The sequence below is a fragment of the Patescibacteria group bacterium genome, from assembly GCA_018819405.1.
In the GTDB taxonomy this organism is placed as follows: domain Bacteria; phylum Patescibacteriota; class Patescibacteriia; order UBA1558; family GWA2-36-10; genus XYD1-37-29.
In genome coordinates this window covers 339,579-357,931 of record JAHJQF010000001.1, presented here as the reverse complement: position 1 = coordinate 357,931, position 18,353 = coordinate 339,579, and the positions used below count along the sequence as shown (strand labels likewise).

At 35.2% G+C, this 18,353-nt stretch carries 20 protein-coding genes; 5 read left to right on the top strand and 15 right to left on the bottom strand.

What is annotated here, in order from left to right; genetic code table 11:
- Positions 1-99: 99 nt before the first annotated feature.
- The 10 genes from KKH39_01865 to KKH39_01820 form a co-directional block, all read right to left on the bottom strand.
- A complete protein-coding gene (locus tag KKH39_01865) occupies positions 100-1,314 on the bottom strand; it encodes a trypsin-like peptidase domain-containing protein (GenBank protein ID MBU1202768.1) in 1,215 nt (404 codons plus the stop codon).
- Between the two features lie 170 nt (positions 1,315-1,484).
- Positions 1,485-2,243, bottom strand: a complete 759-nt coding sequence (locus tag KKH39_01860; protein MBU1202767.1) for a ZIP family metal transporter — start codon at positions 2,241-2,243, stop codon at positions 1,485-1,487.
- Positions 2,244-2,251: 8 nt separating this feature from the next.
- Complete coding sequence (locus KKH39_01855) at positions 2,252-2,626, bottom strand: transcriptional repressor (GenBank protein ID MBU1202766.1); 375 nt, start codon at positions 2,624-2,626, stop codon at positions 2,252-2,254.
- A 316-nt stretch (positions 2,627-2,942) separates the two neighbouring features.
- Positions 2,943-5,282, bottom strand: coding sequence for a PhoPQ-activated pathogenicity-related family protein (locus KKH39_01850; protein MBU1202765.1), 2,340 nt, complete (start codon positions 5,280-5,282; stop codon positions 2,943-2,945).
- Positions 5,283-5,290: 8 nt separating this feature from the next.
- A complete protein-coding gene (locus KKH39_01845) occupies positions 5,291-5,833 on the bottom strand; it encodes an NYN domain-containing protein (GenBank protein ID MBU1202764.1) in 543 nt (180 codons plus the stop codon).
- A 97-nt stretch (positions 5,834-5,930) separates the two neighbouring features.
- The gene (locus tag KKH39_01840) at positions 5,931-7,019 is read right to left on the bottom strand and encodes a YibE/F family protein (GenBank protein ID MBU1202763.1); all 1,089 of its coding nucleotides are present in this window, start codon (positions 7,017-7,019) and stop codon (positions 5,931-5,933) included.
- Between the two features lie 52 nt (positions 7,020-7,071).
- On the bottom strand, positions 7,072-7,818 hold the full coding sequence (gene arsM, locus KKH39_01835) for an arsenite methyltransferase (GenBank protein MBU1202762.1): 747 nt from the start codon (positions 7,816-7,818) through the stop codon (positions 7,072-7,074).
- A 28-nt stretch (positions 7,819-7,846) separates the two neighbouring features.
- On the bottom strand, positions 7,847-8,764 hold the full coding sequence (locus KKH39_01830; protein ID MBU1202761.1) for a hypothetical protein: 918 nt from the start codon (positions 8,762-8,764) through the stop codon (positions 7,847-7,849).
- A 151-nt stretch (positions 8,765-8,915) separates the two neighbouring features.
- The gene (locus KKH39_01825; GenBank protein ID MBU1202760.1) at positions 8,916-9,470 is read right to left on the bottom strand and encodes a ferric reductase-like transmembrane domain-containing protein; all 555 of its coding nucleotides are present in this window, start codon (positions 9,468-9,470) and stop codon (positions 8,916-8,918) included.
- A gap of 378 nt (positions 9,471-9,848) precedes the next feature.
- On the bottom strand, positions 9,849-10,184 hold the full coding sequence (locus KKH39_01820; GenBank protein MBU1202759.1) for a phage holin family protein: 336 nt from the start codon (positions 10,182-10,184) through the stop codon (positions 9,849-9,851).
- Between the two features lie 889 nt (positions 10,185-11,073).
- Here KKH39_01820 and KKH39_01815 point away from each other — a divergent pair.
- The 4 genes from KKH39_01815 (at position 11,074) to KKH39_01800 (ending at position 13,247) form a co-directional block, all read left to right on the top strand.
- Positions 11,074-11,799: a 7-cyano-7-deazaguanine synthase gene (locus tag KKH39_01815; GenBank protein ID MBU1202758.1), complete on the top strand. Its 726-nt coding sequence runs from the start codon at positions 11,074-11,076 to the stop codon at positions 11,797-11,799.
- A 68-nt stretch (positions 11,800-11,867) separates the two neighbouring features.
- The gene (locus tag KKH39_01810; GenBank protein MBU1202757.1) at positions 11,868-12,335 is read left to right on the top strand and encodes a DUF523 domain-containing protein; all 468 of its coding nucleotides are present in this window, start codon (positions 11,868-11,870) and stop codon (positions 12,333-12,335) included.
- A gap of 20 nt (positions 12,336-12,355) precedes the next feature.
- Complete coding sequence (locus tag KKH39_01805) at positions 12,356-12,862, top strand: hypothetical protein (protein ID MBU1202756.1); 507 nt, start codon at positions 12,356-12,358, stop codon at positions 12,860-12,862.
- Between the two features lie 4 nt (positions 12,863-12,866).
- Entirely contained in the window at positions 12,867-13,247 is a 381-nt protein-coding gene (locus KKH39_01800; GenBank protein ID MBU1202755.1) for a HEAT repeat domain-containing protein, read from the top strand.
- A gap of 134 nt (positions 13,248-13,381) precedes the next feature.
- Here KKH39_01800 and KKH39_01795 read toward each other — a convergent pair whose 3' ends face one another.
- The 5 genes from KKH39_01795 to KKH39_01775 form a co-directional block, all read right to left on the bottom strand.
- Positions 13,382-13,714: an SDR family NAD(P)-dependent oxidoreductase gene (locus KKH39_01795; protein ID MBU1202754.1), complete on the bottom strand. Its 333-nt coding sequence runs from the start codon at positions 13,712-13,714 to the stop codon at positions 13,382-13,384.
- A gap of 134 nt (positions 13,715-13,848) precedes the next feature.
- On the bottom strand, positions 13,849-14,832 hold the full coding sequence (locus KKH39_01790; protein ID MBU1202753.1) for an LD-carboxypeptidase: 984 nt from the start codon (positions 14,830-14,832) through the stop codon (positions 13,849-13,851).
- A 190-nt stretch (positions 14,833-15,022) separates the two neighbouring features.
- Positions 15,023-16,081 carry a hypothetical protein gene (locus tag KKH39_01785; GenBank protein MBU1202752.1) on the bottom strand — a complete coding sequence of 353 codons (1,059 nt, stop codon included), beginning with the start codon at positions 16,079-16,081 and terminating at the stop codon, positions 15,023-15,025.
- A 319-nt stretch (positions 16,082-16,400) separates the two neighbouring features.
- Positions 16,401-16,796 carry a hypothetical protein gene (locus KKH39_01780; protein ID MBU1202751.1) on the bottom strand — a complete coding sequence of 132 codons (396 nt, stop codon included), beginning with the start codon at positions 16,794-16,796 and terminating at the stop codon, positions 16,401-16,403.
- Between the two features lie 258 nt (positions 16,797-17,054).
- The gene (locus KKH39_01775) at positions 17,055-17,450 is read right to left on the bottom strand and encodes an NUDIX hydrolase (GenBank protein ID MBU1202750.1); all 396 of its coding nucleotides are present in this window, start codon (positions 17,448-17,450) and stop codon (positions 17,055-17,057) included.
- 87 nt (positions 17,451-17,537) lie between these two features.
- Here KKH39_01775 and KKH39_01770 point away from each other — a divergent pair, with 87 nt between their 5' ends.
- The gene (locus KKH39_01770) at positions 17,538-18,344 is read left to right on the top strand and encodes a methyltransferase domain-containing protein (GenBank protein ID MBU1202749.1); all 807 of its coding nucleotides are present in this window, start codon (positions 17,538-17,540) and stop codon (positions 18,342-18,344) included.
- The last annotated feature ends 9 nt before the right edge of the window (positions 18,345-18,353 follow it).

The following is an 18,353-nucleotide window of genomic DNA, read 5'->3' as shown; positions in this document are numbered from 1 at the left end:
TCTAAGTATACCCCGCACCAATTTTTCTGACAAGATAAATTGGTGCGGGGTATAGCAAAAAACTGTCCAAATAAAAAATCGCCCGAAGGCGATTTTTTACTAACTATTATACTTTTCTAAGTTTACCTTTATTTCTTTTTCCTGACCCTTGGACCAAATTTTTAATTTTATTTCCTGTCCTGGACTGTATTGACTAACTGCTTTAGCCAATGGATAATCCTCGCTCAGTTTTTGACCATTTACTTCCAAAATAATATCATTTTCTAGAATACCTGCTTTGTCGGCTGGCGAACCTGGTACAACTGCCAATTGAGTTTGATCGTCACCTCTGATTATAAGAGCACCATAATCAATCTCTAAATTATTTGCCTTGGCAATATCTGCTGAAAGCATTATATATCTTACTCCCAAATACGGCCTTATTATCTCCCCTGATTCAGTTACGCTTTTTATAATAGACTTTGCCGAATTAATAGGGATAGCAAAACCTATCAGCTGCCCTTGATTTGATACAGCGGTATTAATACCGATGACCTGACCGTCCAGATTTAATAATGGCCCGCCAGAGTTTCCAGGATTTATGGCTGCATCAGTTTGGATAACATCTTCCAGTTTTTCAGATGAGCCCTGACTACTAGAAGCGACAATAGATCGACCAATGCCTGAGACCACACCAGTTGTGACAGTATTGGAAAATTCAGCCAGTGCATTACCAATAGCAATAACAGTTTGACCAATCACTAAATTATCAGAATTCCCCAACTCCAAAGTTGGCAAATCTTTTGCCTCAATCTTTAAGGCGCCAATGTCATTGAATAAGTCGGTGCCTACTAATTTGGCATCATATTCTGTACCATTATTTAAAGTGACTTTGTACCTGGCATCATTATCTGCGACTACATGCTTGTTTGTCAGGATATAACCGTCAGAAGAAATAATAAAGCCTGTACCGCCACCGACTTTTTGCCAATCTGGTTCTTGGTTTTGTGGCTGCTGTTGAGGTATATTATAAAAAAATGGCCAGCCATTGAAAAATGGATCTACCTGAAAATTTTGAGTCACGTCTTTTTCTATAGCAATAGACACAACCGATGGTACCACTCTGTCTACCACATTAATAATAGCCTCTTCTCTATTTTTTTCTTCCCGCAAAGTTGTAGAATCATCACTATTTTGAGCTATAAATTTTTGTTGTATACCTAAACCATAACTATTATTCCAAGGCAACTGGCTAGCATAATTGCCGCTCAGATATGAGCCAAAAAAACCGCCCAAAATAGTGCTGACTATCACTGTAGCTAATGTCTTGTTCATATATTTTTTAGTTAATCTTTTTTGTAAATTTTATTATAACAAAAAAATAATTTGCCTTCAATATAATAAATAATACGAGCCTAAAAAAATATTTCTTTCAAATAAATTTCTCCCCACCTAAAAAACCAATTTCAGAGAAACTGGTCTTTTTGCTATAAATCATAATGCTATTAATCGTGCGGAAAAATGTTTCCGGCTATATACATAAGTAATACCCCCACCACCAACCAGATAGAGTGAGCAATAATCTTTTTTTTATCTTCCTCATGATGAAGTTCGGGAATAAGATCCGCTGTTGAAAGATAAATAAAATTACCCGCTGCAAAAGCAATCACTAGCGGTATAATATTTTCTACATTGGTGCCAAAATAATAAAATACCAAAGCACCAATTATTGCAATCAAAGCTGTCAGTAAATTATACAAAATAGCCTTACTCTTTGAAAGCCCTGCATAAAGCAACACTCCAAAGTCACTTATCTCTTGTGGTATCTCATGAAGTATCACGGCAATAGTTACCAAAACACCAGCGTGAAAATCTAGCAAAAATGATGAGGCAATCAAAGCGCCATCTACAAAATTATGAATACCATCACCAATCAAATTGATGATCGCCAAATTATTTTTGTTTTTTTTGTTTGGCTTACCATGAGTCTGACAATGACAATGATGCCAATGAAAAACCCTCTCTAACAAAAAGAAAAATACCACACTGATCAAAACTGTCATAAAAATCTGATGTGTATCATAGATTTCAGATTCCACTGCTTCAGGTAACATATCTAAAAATGCTACAGCGAGTAAGGCACCCGCGGCTACTGAGATTAATGATTTGAGAAAATTTTTATTTTCTCTTTTAAAAACCACAATTATGCCCAGCAAAGATACAACACTGACTAAAATAGTCGCTAAAATAATGTTTAATAACATAGATTTTATTATTTACTACACTTATTACACAAACCGGTCAAAACCAGATGATGCTTTATATTTTTAAAATTTTTTATACCCTTAAATACATGGCTACAAGGAATGCATTGTGAGTAACCACATTTTTGGCAAATAATATGATGATGTTGCTTACCAGACAAATAGTATAAAAATTCTTTGCCAGAAAATTCCTTAAAAACTATACCTAATTTTTCAAATACCCCCAGTATCCTATAAACAGTCACTTTATCTATTTTATTTTTTAGAGCTTTATAAATATCCCCAGCCGCAATAGGATGCTCATTTTTCTTCAAATACTCCAAAATCAACTGTCTGGGACGAGTCAATTTATAACCGGATTGTTTTAATATATCTGCATACATGAAAATAGGTTATCATAAATAAAAAATAAATGCAAATGAGTTGCTTTTATACTTTTATACAAAAACCGCCCAGAGGACGGTCTTTATATGGATTATGATTTTTTCTTTTTTTTGGCTTTTGCCTCAAGCATAACTCTTTTTGCTTCCAATCTTTTTTTGGTTTTTTTGGAGCTGGTTTTCTGTGCTCGGCCAACTGCGTGTCTTCTTTTTGCCATATTGCTTTATTAATATAATTATAAGCTATTCTAACTGATTATAGACATAAAATCAAGTTATTGGTTTGGTCGATGTTTTTTGCTATTTTTCTTGTTTTTTATTATTTTATATAAACAATACTTGAAGTATATGAGTTTATGCCATTTTTCTCATCTTGCACTTCTATATAATATGCTACATCTTGATCTGGTAAAAAATTCTTTGAAATAATATATTTACCAGCTTGATTTTCCATATCCAATTCATACCAGACTCCTTCTTTGGCATACATATCTTCACTAAGATCATTATAATTTAAACCATAAACCAATTTAACACTTCTGATAGTTTCAGCGCCAGTAATCGTTGCTTCAATATTATCCCCAGAATTATTTACATTAATAATAGGCGTTTTCCTGCCAAAAAATGTCCTATCTATAATTGAACGCCAATTAGCCAGGTGTTGTGTACTTCCCCAACCATGAGGATAATTGGCTACTATCTCATAGGCTTTGGGTTGTGATAGTGCCAAAAATAATGAATTTAATGAAGTGATCGGGTCTCTATCATTTGTGCCAATATTAACTATAAGTGGTTTTTTTAATTTATAAGAAAATTTTATCGGATCATAATAGTATTGATACTGCTCCCCAGGCCAGGTAGCTAACCAAGCCAAAGAATCATCCGCATTTCCATACAAACTATCATTACCAAATTCATTTTTGATCAATTGCCAAAAATTTACCTGATCAGGAGCCGAAAATGCATTAGACATAAAACCCTTGACTCGCGAATCAACTGCCGCTAACACCCACTGAGCATAACCACGTTTTGAGCTGCCAGTAGTAACAAATTGTGTCGGATTGCCTATCTCCGAAAAACTACCCAACATAGTCATAGCTCTCATATAATCCATTGTTAAAGGTATAACCACATTTCTATTTAGATCATTATCTTCTATCATTTTAAGCCTAAAATCTTGTGACATAGCTGACTCAGACGCATAGCCCCATTTTTCGGCCGGATAACCACAAGAACATGAATAAACAGGAATTCCAAAAATCAAAGCAGTATTTTGAGCAAAATCTTCTAGAAAATTGGGGCCGGTCTGGACATCTTTAGAATAACCTTGCATTATAGCTGCTTTGCCAAGATTTTGAGTTGGGATGTTTCTCGGAAAATAAACTGTGCCAGTATTATATATATCAACTCCGTACCAATTACCTACATAATATTGTACATCTGCTGCTCTCAATTCTCCTAAATCAGTAAACACAGTATAAACATCTTTTATCTGAGTATTTAATGTTGAAACATCTAGCATGTCATCCATATTAAAAAGATCCTCTGGCCCCTCCAAACTGCAATCAGCCGAGCAACTACTTTGGTCTTCACTAGGAAAATCACAAGCTCCATCACCGCAATATGAGACGGCTTCCAAATTACAAAAATTATTACAAACATAGCCCTGACTTATGCCTGCTGTACCATCGCACTCTTCTCCAGTTTCTAATATATTGTTGCCACATTCAGGAGTATCTGTTATCTGTTCAAGTTGGCAACTACTATTACAAATATAACCTTCTGCTACACCTTGACTGCCATCACACTCTTCACCTGCTTCTTTTTTGTTGTTACCACAAACTGCAGCTTGACACACTCCACAATCAGGCGCGCAGGTATTACATGTTTCGTTGTTGTTGCAAATATTATCTCCACAATATTGAGTTGGAGCCGGAATATCTTCTACTATTTTGTAGTCTGATATATCTATTTTAGCCAAATCTGCATTAGTGATTCCCAATGATAAATAGCGCATAATTTGATAAGCGGCTTCGCCATCCGTCATATAATATCTTTTGGCATCTTGGGGATTGATATACCAAGCTTGACCATTTTTTTCTACCTGCAAAACTATATAACCTCTTAGTCTGTTAGCCAGTTGATAATCATATTTTATCTTACTTTCTCCCAAAGGATTATATAAGCTTTCTATTTCTATCCTGTCAGTATACCCATCGCCGTCAGAATCTGGATTATTAATATCTGTTTCTAAACCTTCTTCTAATTTATTGCATAATCCATCGTTGTCATTATCAATACAAAAAAATCTATCTTCAAAGCCTACTGGTATTTTAGCTAAGTCAGCATTAGTAATTCCTAGACCAAAATCACCCATAACATCATAGGCAACGTTTCCATTTTTCATGTATATTCTTTTGGCATCATTAGGCTCTACATACCAAGCTTCGCCATGTTCTTCTACTTGAAGAAGAACATAGCCTTTGAGTCTATTACTCAAATTGTCATCAGCTGCATAGCCGATGACAGATGCAGTAAAAAGATAAGTTGATATTAATAATCCTAAGATAAGAAAAATTTTTCTCATTATCATAAATATATTATACCAAGAAATCATCCACTTTGGAATGATTTTTATATACTCTCTATAATATCTCATTTATACTATCACCTATTGCTATATTTGTTTGGAGCCTTATAAACAAACCAGTCTTCCTTGGTAATCTCATAAAAATAATCTGCTTCATCAATAAGTATCTTTGCAGCGGTTTTTTTGACAGCTGCTATCTCTACTCTTACACCTTCGCCCTTTAGGTGATCCACCAAATCTACATAATCAGAATCACCTGACATTATGATGATAGTATCCACCTTTGAGGATAGCTGAGTAGCTTTGATTGTCAGAGGAATATCAGCTGATTTATGACATGGTATAACTGAGCCATAATAATTTTCGTGCAGTCTTTCGGCAAATTTGGAAGAGATAGATTTGCCCTCACGAAAATATAACAACCTATTTAGACCCCTACCATTTAATAGTTTGGGTATGACCTTATCAAAATCAATCATGGCATTTTGATTTTTGGAAATATCATGAATACTTCTTTCAATATTATTTCCATCACAGAGTATGGCTACAGATTGATTTATAATATGTCTACCTGTCTCAGTAAATATGTCCTGGGACGCCTGATTTTTTTTCATTACCATAATATTTTTATTAATATATATAGTATATCACACTTCATAAATAGTCTATAGCTATAAACCACCAATCTAAAATATCAATCATCTATATTTTATATACCTAAAGTTTTTCTGATTTCAAAAAATAACTGGCCAAATAATTGGCAATAGGAACAGATAATATAATACCTATACTACCCAATAATGTTCTAATTATCTCGGTAGCAATAAACTCATTATTCACTATTTGAGAAAAACTAAGACCACTAATATCACTTTGGGTAAACAACATAAGCAAAGGTAAAGAAGCCCCAGCGTAAGCAAAAAATAAAGTATTTATCATAGAGCTAATATGATCAATGCCCACTTTCAAACTTCTGGTATATATCTGCTTATTAGTCAACTGAGGATTAGCCTGCTTCAGTTGCTCTACGGTAGATACTTGACTTATTATTACATCATCCAAAACTCCCAAAGTACCAATTAGTATGCCCGCCAACAATAAACCCTGTAAGTTTAAACTACCTTGATTTATACCTACCAAATAAGAAGCTTCCTCTGAATAGCCAGTCAATTGAGCCAACTTTGTAAACCAGAATGACAGTAAGGCTATAAAAAGCAAAGAAATAACCAGTGATAAGTTGGCTATATGAGCTTTTTTATTTATACCTTGGGTAAAATAAATAGCAAAAATCAAAATCATGATTGCCCCTACGACACTAATCATGACTGGATTGGCTCCATTGAGTATCTGGGGAATTATAAATTTTAAAATCACCAAAAAACTAAGTGCCAAAGCAATCAACGAACGGAACCCTTTCCATCTACCAATAGCTAAAACACTAAAAATAAAAATTATAGCCAACCATATAATAGGACCACTTCTATCATAATCCAAAATAAAAAATACGTCATTTCCTCCAACATCTTGACTATAACTAACTATAACCTTGTCGCCTAATTTATAAGTATGAGATGATAGAATTTGAAATTCACTAATTCCCTCAAAAAATATTTCTTTGCCTTCAAAGCTGCCATCCAAACCTTTTAATTTTAAATTTTGCTGTATAATACTACCGGCTTCATCAGTGATTTCTTTTTGATCAACAACCTCAATAACACGAGCCTTAAACATTTCTTCTCTTACTTGTTCCTGAGCAAAGGAAAAAATTGGTAAAATTAGTAATAATAACAAAAATAATTTTTTCATAAATTAAGTATATCAAAAAACCATTCTGTTTAGAATAGTTTTTTAATTTAAGCTATTTACTAATCTCTAAAGATAGACTTTCCAGTGGAATGCCATGATATTGCTCTTTACTAATTTCTTTGTTTTCTCCTAAAATTTTTACCTGCAAACCAGCTTGTTTTACTTTGGCAATATAAATATCTTTTAAAAGAGCGCCCCCCACACAGCCGGCTATCAAGTCTTTATTGTTTTTTTGCTCTTCTGATAGTTCTTCAAGTAAAACAATATCGGAAATATACATTTTTCCACCTAGCTTTAAAACTCGATAAGCTTCCTGAAATACTTTTAATTTATCTGGCGCCAAATTTATCACACAATTACTAATGATAATATCAATAGAATTGTCCTCTATTGGTAGGTTTTCAATTTCCCCCAATTTGAATTCTACATTCTGATATTTATACTTGTTGGCCAATATAGTAGCTTTGGCAATCATTTCTTGGGTCATATCCACGCCAATAACCTTGCCAGTTTTGCCAACTTTTTTGGCGGCCAAAAAAGCATCAAAACCTGCTCCCGAGCCAAGATCCAAAACAACATCTCCTTCTTTGATGTTGCCAATAGCAATTGGATTGCCACAACCCAAACCCATATTAGCCTCGGGCACAGACTCTATATCTTCATCCGAATAACCAATGCTTTTGGAAATTGTTTGACTAGTATCTGAACTGCAACTACATTTGCAACCACAACCGGTAGATTGTTTGGCTAATTGGCCGTAATTATCTTGAACTACTTTTTTTATTTCTTCTGCTTTCATAACTTTATTTACAATAATATATAAACCTCTATTCTAAGCGACCTTCAGCAATTACACATTTATTATTTTCACATGCAGGATGCCCAGCACCACAATCTAACGGTCCCTCACAAGAGAATGTACAAGCTACAGCTGCACAGTCAGGTGCATAATTTTTATTTACGACCCTTGTAGGGTGGCAACATGTGGCCGGCACACAATCGTCGTCTGACTCACAGTAATCAATAGCCATATTATTATCTAAAAATTTAAAACTAATTAACATTTCTTCAAATTCTTCTTGTGAAAATAAACCCCAATCTGAATCTCTGAAAATTATGCCCTTAAATGTATTATTATTAAGGTTAATAACAGCTACCACTTCGTTATCATCTATTAAAAGTTGTGGAGAATCAAATGAATCTTTTTTTAACAATAATATTTCTGTGCCATCGTTTGTATTTATAATTTTCACTGGCTCTATAGAAATTGGGTCTCTATCTAATGTATATAATTTTAAAAAATAATTATCGTCTTTTAATATATAACCTCTGGAGTCTAATAAAGATGCCCCTCTACCCGCAGAAAAATTATCGCTAGCACCTCCAAAGTAAATATTTTTATTTTCATCAAAAGCAATAAAAGAGCTACCCGTAGCACCAGACCCTTCATTTAATTCTAAATCTTTATAAATGTTTAAATTAAATACACCGAGTTTACTTGGATAATCAAAACTAAAACCCAATTCTTCACTAGTATAAGTTAACCATTCTTCCTCTACTTCAACTTTTTCTTCCTCAACCTTAACAACGCCAGACAACTTATTATACAAATCATTGAGAGTATTTTGTTTATCTATCTCTTTCCAGACAAATACTCCTAGAATGAATAAAGCTCCTATTATTCCTCCTAATATAGTGATAGTAACTACATCATTGAATCCTTTTTGATTTTTAAATAGTTTCATATTTTTATTTTAATAACATATTCAGTATATCAAAAAACCATCCCCTAGAAAAGGAATGCTTTGATTAAAATAATATTACCGCAACCCACCTCCCAACGTAGCAGTGAAATGAGGAGGTGGAATAAGTTTAAAACCTTAGGATTAAATTATATCATCGAATTTTGTTTTGTTTAGTAACTATTTTAACAAAAGCTATTATTTGTAATATAACGACTAAAGTCATAGCAACCACCGATATCCACCCAAACCAATCAGGACCTACTTTTCCATAGCTTGAGAAAAATTGAAAATAAATCAAATGAGAAGCAACTAGATAAAAAACTACATAAGTCAGACTATGCAATACTTTCCATGATATAACACCCAAAAATTTAATTACTTTTCCCAAAGAAGCAAAGGATAATATTATTGATATAATCAAAGCAATTAAGCCAATAAAATTTGTCAGGCTATATCCAGATCCACCTATTTTTATTAGTTGGGTAAGTGGTTGCTCAATAAGTAGTAATATAAAATGAGCTAAGGCCATAATAGTAAACCAAATACCTAATTCACCACGCCAGCTCCATGGATTCATCATCGGGGACATTTTTTTGCTGGGAACTTTTATTCTAAATAAAGGTCCAATAATGAGAATAATAAATAAGAGAATAAAGGCCGTACGAGCAAAAGATGTTGTCCATTCTATATTAAACAAAAAATGCATAATAAGAACAAAGCACAGTGAAAAAAAACTAACAATAAAATGTTTCGCCGGACTATTTTTTACATCCATGTTTTTTAGTTTAAATAATATTAAGCTTATTATATCAAAAAACTCAAAACAAAAATAGGTTTATATAAATTTAATTGCCAAATAATTTTAAAAGTATTTCTTCTGGACCAAGATCATACCTAGAAAGCAAACCCATTGATAGCAACAATAAAAATATTACAATCAAAACAAATATTACAATTAATAATTTTATAATTTTATTTTAATAACACTCTGGATTATACCATATTTTAATCAAACAAAAATCCCCAATAAAACTGGGAATCTTTGATTGGTGTCCATTACGGATCTTGATTATAAGCTAAAAGATTATTTAACTATTTTGTTCAAAATATAAACTAAAACTGTTATCACTATACTAAATAGAAGTGCCCACCAAAAATTTGCTACACTAAAACCAGAAACAATGGCTGATACCAAAAGTATTAATAATGCATTTATAACAAAAGTGAAAAGCCCTAGTGTCAAAATATTTATCGGTAGAGTCAAAAACAATAATATCGGCTTGATAAATGCATTTACAACACCCAACACCAAAGCTGTTATCAAAGCCGCCCAAAAACCACCAATAGAAACGCCTGGTAAAATATACGAAGTCCCTAACACCGCTAAGGTCAAAATTAACCAATTTATTAAAAGTTTCATAATATTTTTATTTAATAGTTATGCTATGTCTATAGACATAATATACCACAAAGCTACTATTATGGCTATTTAAATGGTTTTATACTAGCTGTAATTATATCGTATTTTCAAACCTAGCTCTATTTTAAGCTAAATAAAAACGCCTCCCGAAAGCGTAGGCGGGAACCATGGATTGGGGAAAATTACAATATAGTATTCTTAATTTTTAACATTTTTAATAAAGAAAAAAAATATCCTAGCCCCAAATAAATGGAGTAATCATAGATGTAATTAAAAAAATAAAAGCCAGCATAAAAGTATAAAAAATAATTTTTGAAAAAGACTGATACCTTTTAATAATAAACTTCTGAAATTTTTTAGATTTATTAAACACAAATAAAAAGAATCCTAAAGATCCTAATATAATTAAAAATATAGAGTAGGGGTATTGAAAGGATTTTTTAATTCTTTTAGATTAAAAAAGGCTTCTTTTATAATAAATGTTAAAGTTGTTAAAAGTAATGCGACTTTTATAACTTGTAATTTAACACTAGGGTCATAAGTATTCCTAACTATAAGAAATGCAAGAAAAGATACTAACACAATAAATAAGTTTTTTTATCTAGCTTCATGTTTTTATTTTAATAACAAATTCATTATATCAAAAAATCAAAAAACGAGCTATCCGCCAGCTGGCGGAAGCTCACTTTTTGACCGCGTCCCGTGGCTACGAAGTAGCTATACGGGATGGGGTGGCACAGTAGAACAAATAGTAAATGCGTTGTAGTTTGTTTTGAACGATATTTTTTTACCAAAAATTTAACTTGATTTTTTTGCTAATTTCAAGTAAAGTTCAGACAACAGCACTTTGTTCACCCACAATCAACAACACCAACGATTGGAGCACGAAATGAAGGAACTAGCGACTCAAGCTATCCAGCTGGTGCATGAAAGGATCATAAACTCTGTCCCCGACTTTGACGGACGCGCTGTCCTGCTTTTTTCCGGCGGACGTGACAGCAGTGCTGTGGCCGCTGCTTTCTGTAAGGCCTTTCCGGCCAGCCAACTCCATCTTCTCCTGATCGACAACGGCCTGCTCAGTCGACTGGATTCCACCAAGCGGCAGCTGCGCATAATCCAAGACCTCAACCCTGGAAACGACATCATCTTCGAGATGAAACGCGTTAGCATGATGATGCGCCAAGTCGGTATGCAGCAAATTGAAGCCGATTTCAGAGAACGCAGCTTCAGCACACTGCTGATCTGCCTGGCCTGCAAGCTGATCATGAACTACTCCGCCGCCCGATACGCCCAGGAGCTCGGCATCCATCTGATCCTCGACGGCTATGCCGAACGCCAGAAGGACTACCCCGAACAGACCGATGAATTTATGGTCCCCCTCAAGAAAATTTATGCCGACTTCGGCTTGACCTACCTCTCGCCTCTCTATGATATCCTGGCCGACAAGCCGGTGGTCAACCAAATGCTCGCCGAACTTGGTGTCTACATTCCCAAGCAGGAACCGGTCTGCATGTGGTCCGACTCATTTTCCACGGCCAAACCCGAGGAGATCACCCGCTATACGGCCGAAGTCCTGAAACGCATCATGGCCTGCGAGAGCACTCTGCAGCCTTAGTCAATCCCCCAGAGAGGGGTGATGAAAAATCTCCCCTCTCCAGCAAAAATAATAGTTTGCTAAAATATATGGAGGACAATAAAAACAAAGATAATTTAAATCAAGCAATAAGCGCTTGCCTCTTAGGTATACCCTGCCGCTGGAATGAAAAAGGTAAAAATAATCCTAAAGCTATAAAAGAATTTTTAAAAGGCAAATCTCTGATAATATGCCCGGAAGTGCTAGCTGGATTGCCAACTCCCAGGCCTGCTTGCGAAATATCAAGCGGCGATGGCAAAGATGTATTGGCTGGTAAAGCCAAAATAGTAGATAAATATGGTATTGATTACACTGAAGTATTTATCAAGGGAGCAAAACTTGCTTTGGATATTATTCAAAAAAACGAAATAAAAAAAGTGTTACTTAAATCCGGTAGCCCCACTTGTGGGGCACTTCACATATATACCGGGGACTTCTCAGGACAAAAAAAGAAAGGTCTAGGAGTCTTCGCGGCTCTTTTACAAGCCCATGGAATTGAAATAGAGGAATTGGACTAAACCTTAACAGGAGGCCGGCTATGAACAGAAGCAAAAGGTTTGTCTTTTTGTCCTTTTGTGCTACAGCTCAAGGGGTAAGGGCTCAAGGTATTGTCCGAAAATACCCGGCTATAATAACCCCTGTCACAGAAATGCTTACGAGGCATAAAATAAACATGGTACAAATGCCCTGTCCGGAGCTGATATTTGACGGCTTTTGTCGTAGGCCTTGTCATAAGACCCACTATGACAAGGTAAGTAACCGGGCAGTATGTCGCCAACTAGCTCAGACAGTAGTAGGCCAGATGATCTTGTTTAAAGACAACGGCAACGAGCTGATGGCTGTCTTAGGCATCGATTTTTCTCCTTCCTGTGCCGTAGATCTGATTTACGGAGAAAAAAGACAACACCTAAGAGGTAGTGGTATTTTCGTTGAGGAATTGCAGTCTTTGATGCATAAACAAAGCCTAAGGGTGCCTATGATTGGCATCCGACTCTACCAAATGGAAGACACGCTAAAGCAGTTAAGAGAGCTGCTAGAAAGGTAAAGCCATGAAGAGGAATTTTGACCCCGTGAAACTCAAAGCTTGGCTAGTTTGCCCAGATCCTTACCAGAAAGGTACGGCTGTCAACATTGTCTGGCACGATAAAATCGCTGATCCGGGGGTGGTGGTGTTGGTTGAACATCTGGTGCTCACCGACGACACCGACTACATCCGCTGCGATGCTATACGCTGCCTAGGTGATCTGGGTCTGGTCCGATCCAAGGAATGCCTCATCAAGGCACTGTCTGACAACCACTACCTGGCTCGCGGTCACGCTGTGCTTTCGCTGGAGAAAATTGATCCCAATTTTCTCCAAATTCCCGAAATCCGACACCTTATCGAAGAAGAAACTCACCCCTTTGTGCGATGGGCTCTGAGCATAAACTGAAAAAACGAGCGCGAGATGTTATGTCTCGCGCTCATAATTTTTATTTTACAATCAAAAAACCATTCCTCTACCCACTGACTGATGGAATAATTATTTGATGGGTTGACATAGTCAGGGATATTAGAACTTTTTTCTTAACTAAATGCTAATTTTTTAACTTTTCTAGCTACAATAAAAGGAATACGTAAGTATGTACCAAATCTATAATCTCTTACTTTGATATCTGCTCCATTTTTTAACTTATATTTATTCATCGCCGTGTTATACACTACCTCGACCACCTTATCAGTAGACACACCTATATTATTGACCAATGTTTTAATATCTGACTCATTTGATAAATCCAAATGATAGCCAGGTCCTTTGGTGGTATGATAAGTGCTTATAACTGTATACCCTTCTTTAGAAAATTTATCTGCCAAAGATTTCCCTATTCCTGTAGCTGCCCCTGTTATTAAAATATTCATAATTATATTTTAAATAAATTAATATTTTCATTATATCAAAAAACCGCTTTTAGAGCGATTTCTTCTATGGGGTCGCACTGTGGAGCGTATTAGGACTTCGTTCTTTGTAATGGATAATATAAAAATCCCTATGCTTAATGTTTTATAAATTCAATTCTTGGTGCTTTACTAGCAACAATTTCTACTGTACCACCTATAGGAAAGGTTATCTTGGGATCAGTGTGCCCAAAATCTACATTACAAATAACTGGTATCTTTGATAATTCTTTTTTTGATTTTATTATATGCCTAATTTTTATCAAATCCATTTCGCTGGCTTTTTGAAACCTACCAATAATGATTCCTTTTACTCCGCTAAATCCTGGTTGCTGAATTACTGATTGTAAATTTCGATCAAACTCTACAGCCGAATAACTTCCACCGAATTCATCATCTTCAAAAAATAAAATGCTATTTTTAATGTTGGGAAAATAAGATGTGCCCTGTAGTAGATTAAAGGTGCATAAATTACCACCTAAAGAAGTGCCCTTCGCCTTACCACTGTTTATTATCTTCCAACCAGTGTTTTTTACTAGCTTTCTCCCTTTTTGATTTTTATACCATTCATCATCACTCCAGTTTTTGCTGGGTATAATTTTAAAAGTGTCTTTTTGCATCAAACATTTCTTGAAATAATCTAATGTATAATCAAAATATAACTCTTGACCAAATGTAGAATAATGTGGCCCATAATAACTTACTAACCCTGCCTTTTGAAAAATAGCATTGTTCAAAATAGTAATATCAGAATAACCACATAAAATTTTAGGGTTACTTTTTATCAATTGCCAGTCTATATAATCCAATAACTGATTACTACTAAATCCCCCTATTACTGTAATAATAGCTTTAACATTTTTGTCAGAAAATGCCTGGTGCAAGTCACTGACTCTATCTTTTATATTAGATGAGAGGAATGTGTCTTTTTTATTTATGTTTCTTCCAAAACTTAATTTTAAACCAAGACCAGCAAAACGTTTATTGGCTATACTTTTTAATTGATCGGATATAATAGCCATAGAACGTGAAGGGGCTATGACCCTTACTTCATCGCCTTGGCTAAGTTTTTTTGGAAAAATTATTTTCATAACATAATTATAACAAATTTATACTTTTAGTTCTAACTCTATTTTAGGGATATCAAAAAACCATTCATTTTGGAATGATTCTTTGATAGGATCGCATATGGGACACTTTCAGAACTTTTTATGATAAGTATGACGATGATGATTTGCGAAGATTAGATTATTTGTTGGAGATTTAAATAATTTATTTTAAAAATTTAACTGAATCAATAACGTCGTCAAATTCATTTATAAAATCCTGACTTGATATTACATATTTGTTATCGCCCTTTATAAAATAAACGTAATTATAATCAATACCTATATCAGAGCTAGCAACAAATTTTGTTGCCTCAATTCCATCAACCGTTACGACTTCTCTACTTATTAGCTCTGAAAATGGACCTTCTGTCACATTACTAATATAATCCTCTAAATTTTCATCTATTTGTTTAATTGTAATGCACCCCTGTTTACAAAAGCCGTAAAACTTTATGTCTGTTTTATTAAAATCATCTGATGATACATAATCTCTAGGCACAGATAAACTGATATTAAAATTTTTTAAATTATAAACTGGCCGCTCCTCTCCATCTAAAAATTTGAAAGTTTTAATAAAAGAGTTAAAAATATCAGGTAAATCTGAATAACTATATATCACTATAAAATTATCACTTGGAGTTGAAATAATTATAATTATATCTTCCATAACTCCTTCACGACCAACTTTTAAGCCAGGCCTATTATCTACTTGTATATCTTCAATATATGTAACATCACATATCTCGGGACTATTACACCTTTCTTTTAAAGAATTAAATGCCTTTTTAATGCCCTCTAAAGAATTAAACTTTTCTCCTTTTATTTCTGGATTGTATTCTTCAACTGTGTATATACTAGCTAATGGAAAAATCTCTGTTTCTCTGTCAAAACTACCAATTAAGCCCACCATAATAATTCCTGATTCTTCTTTATTGCGAATCTCATAAGTTGGGGGATACTCAAAACTTATTTTATTTATAGAATCATTATATTTTATCCAATCATCTATATTTATCTCTTGTTTATCTTTTGTAGCAACCTCCTTGTCTTTCTCATTATTAACCTTAACAACTCTAGATAATTGATTATACAAATTATTTAAAGTATTTTGTTTATCTATCTCTTTCCAGACAAAAACTCCTGTGATAAACAAAGACCCTATTATTCCTCCAATGATAGTTACCATTATAACATCATTGAATCCTTTTTGATTTAGTTTCATATTTTTATTTTAATAACACATTCATTATACCACATTGCCAATTCTAACTCTATTTCTGGGTATCAAAAATCCCCAATGAAATTGGGAGCTTTTGACTGGGGTGCCACAGTACCCGCCTGCTACGCCTGGGCGTAGCGATGGCGGGCAGGGAGCGTATCGGAACTGAACTGATGTTTATATAGCTGAACTGACAATTTTGTAATGCAAAGATATTTTAAATTATTTTTTATTTTTGGAGCGTTAGAATTAAACATAGCTTTATAAAATGAAAGGCCCCGTCCGAATTGACGAGGCCACCACGGTCTGAGTTGCCAGCTGGCTATGTAATCTCAGCTCGCAAATCTTCATGGCTGGTCCCCCAAATGGGTCCCAAGGTGCTTCCATCTGGTAAATGGAGAATTTTTGACTGGCTATAACCAAAATGCAACATACAATGCAAAGTACGTAAGGCAGTTTCAGTATCATCACGCTGGATGGCATTATGTTTTCTAAATCCATACCAGTCATCCTTCCCAGTCCAAGTGATACATCCGCCAAGATAGTAGGCGTGCACTTCAACGGGCCCACCAGCCACCTCAACGCTTGCCCTCAGATGTGTCTCCCAACAGGTAAAATCGTCAGGATAATACACGGGACTTCTGTCGGTAACATCTTCAAAGTCTGTTGCGTGACCAAAAACCTTGAGCACCAACTCGCTAAACTTTTGGAGTGTCATAATCCGCTTCCTTCCTTTGCTTTAGCAACCCACGGAAATAACGATGATCATCTTAAGACTATAAACTATATATATATTTGTCAAATAGCAAAAATACCATAAAAATGATTTATTATACCTAATAATCTCTCGGTTTTTTATATTCTAATTTAAACGATTTTGACCCAGCTCCTCGCGAGGGGCTGGGTGACATACCAAAAATGACATCCCCTGCTATGGAAATGCCACTGAGTAGTATTTGATTATTTTAGGTTAGAACTAACCTATAAATTTCTTAATTGTTTTCTTATAACCATCCCTCATATTCAGCCCATCAATCTCATCAACTGGCACCCATCTATACTCTGTATATTCGTCATTTTCTTTTATTTCTTCTTCACCAAAATCACAAACATAAGTCAAAATAATAAAATGGTAATTAGTATCATCAACTTCTGAAGAAAATGTCCATGAGTCAACTATATTTTTAATATCTACATTATTCCAGCCAAGCTCTTCTTTAAGTTCTCTTTTTAGGGCTTTTTCTGGAGTTTCACCATGCTCTATACGACCACCGGGCATCTCCCAAACACCTTTAGGGTCTTTAACAAGAAGGATTCTTTTATCCTTCTCAAATAGTGCTTTTACAGTTGTTTTTTGCGTCTTTTTAGTCATATTCTTATGTTGACATAATAACCGTTTTCTGGTACTTTGTAAAGTCAAAATTGTTTGACGCTGTACCTTGACAAGGAGTAGATAGACATGAGGATCAAATACAGTGATCCGCAGGCCCAGTACGGGACTGCGCGCAATCTACTCAACAGAGAGCTTGCTTGGGATAGATACGGCGTCGGCGCTGGTAAATATGGCATAGACTTCATCCACTTCGAGGGCGATGAGCTGGTATTAGATGCTGGCTCGGGAACCGGAAGAGATGTTGCCATAATCACCCAACGACTGAACAAAGGCGGGAAAGTCTTTGCCGTAGATATTTCACAAGCACTGTTGAGTATCACTTGCCAGAGAGCTTGTAACACGATCAGCACACCCCTGTGCGCTATTGCGTCAATTGAAAATCTGCCTTTCGGCGATGATCAATTTGATGTGGTAGTTGCCAAACACGTTCTGAATCACGTGGATGATCTTGAACATGGGTTAAGAGAATCACTACGAGTAGTCAGAAAAAAGGGAAAGGTGATTATTACAACTGGAGTAAAAACTCCTGACGATGACCTACTGAGAGTATGCCATCAAGAAGCAATATCTCGCGTTGGCATCGAAACCAACGTACGCCTTTCTCGTTCACCTTTCCACTGCGGAAATGCCAGAGAGTACCTCGATAATCTCTTCGGAGATGTAAGGTACCACTTCTATGGTTTCCAAATGGTGTTTCCTGACGTAGACAGCTTCATGCTGTACTACACTACCCTGCCAAGTTTCCAAGAAGCGACCAGCGATGCAGCTACAAAATCTGCCCTGGCAGCAGAAATGAGAAATCTGTTGTCCAGCAGGGAGCTGCCAATCGTATTGGACAGATCACGCGGAACTTTCGTCTGCACCAAAACCTAGAAGGAGAAA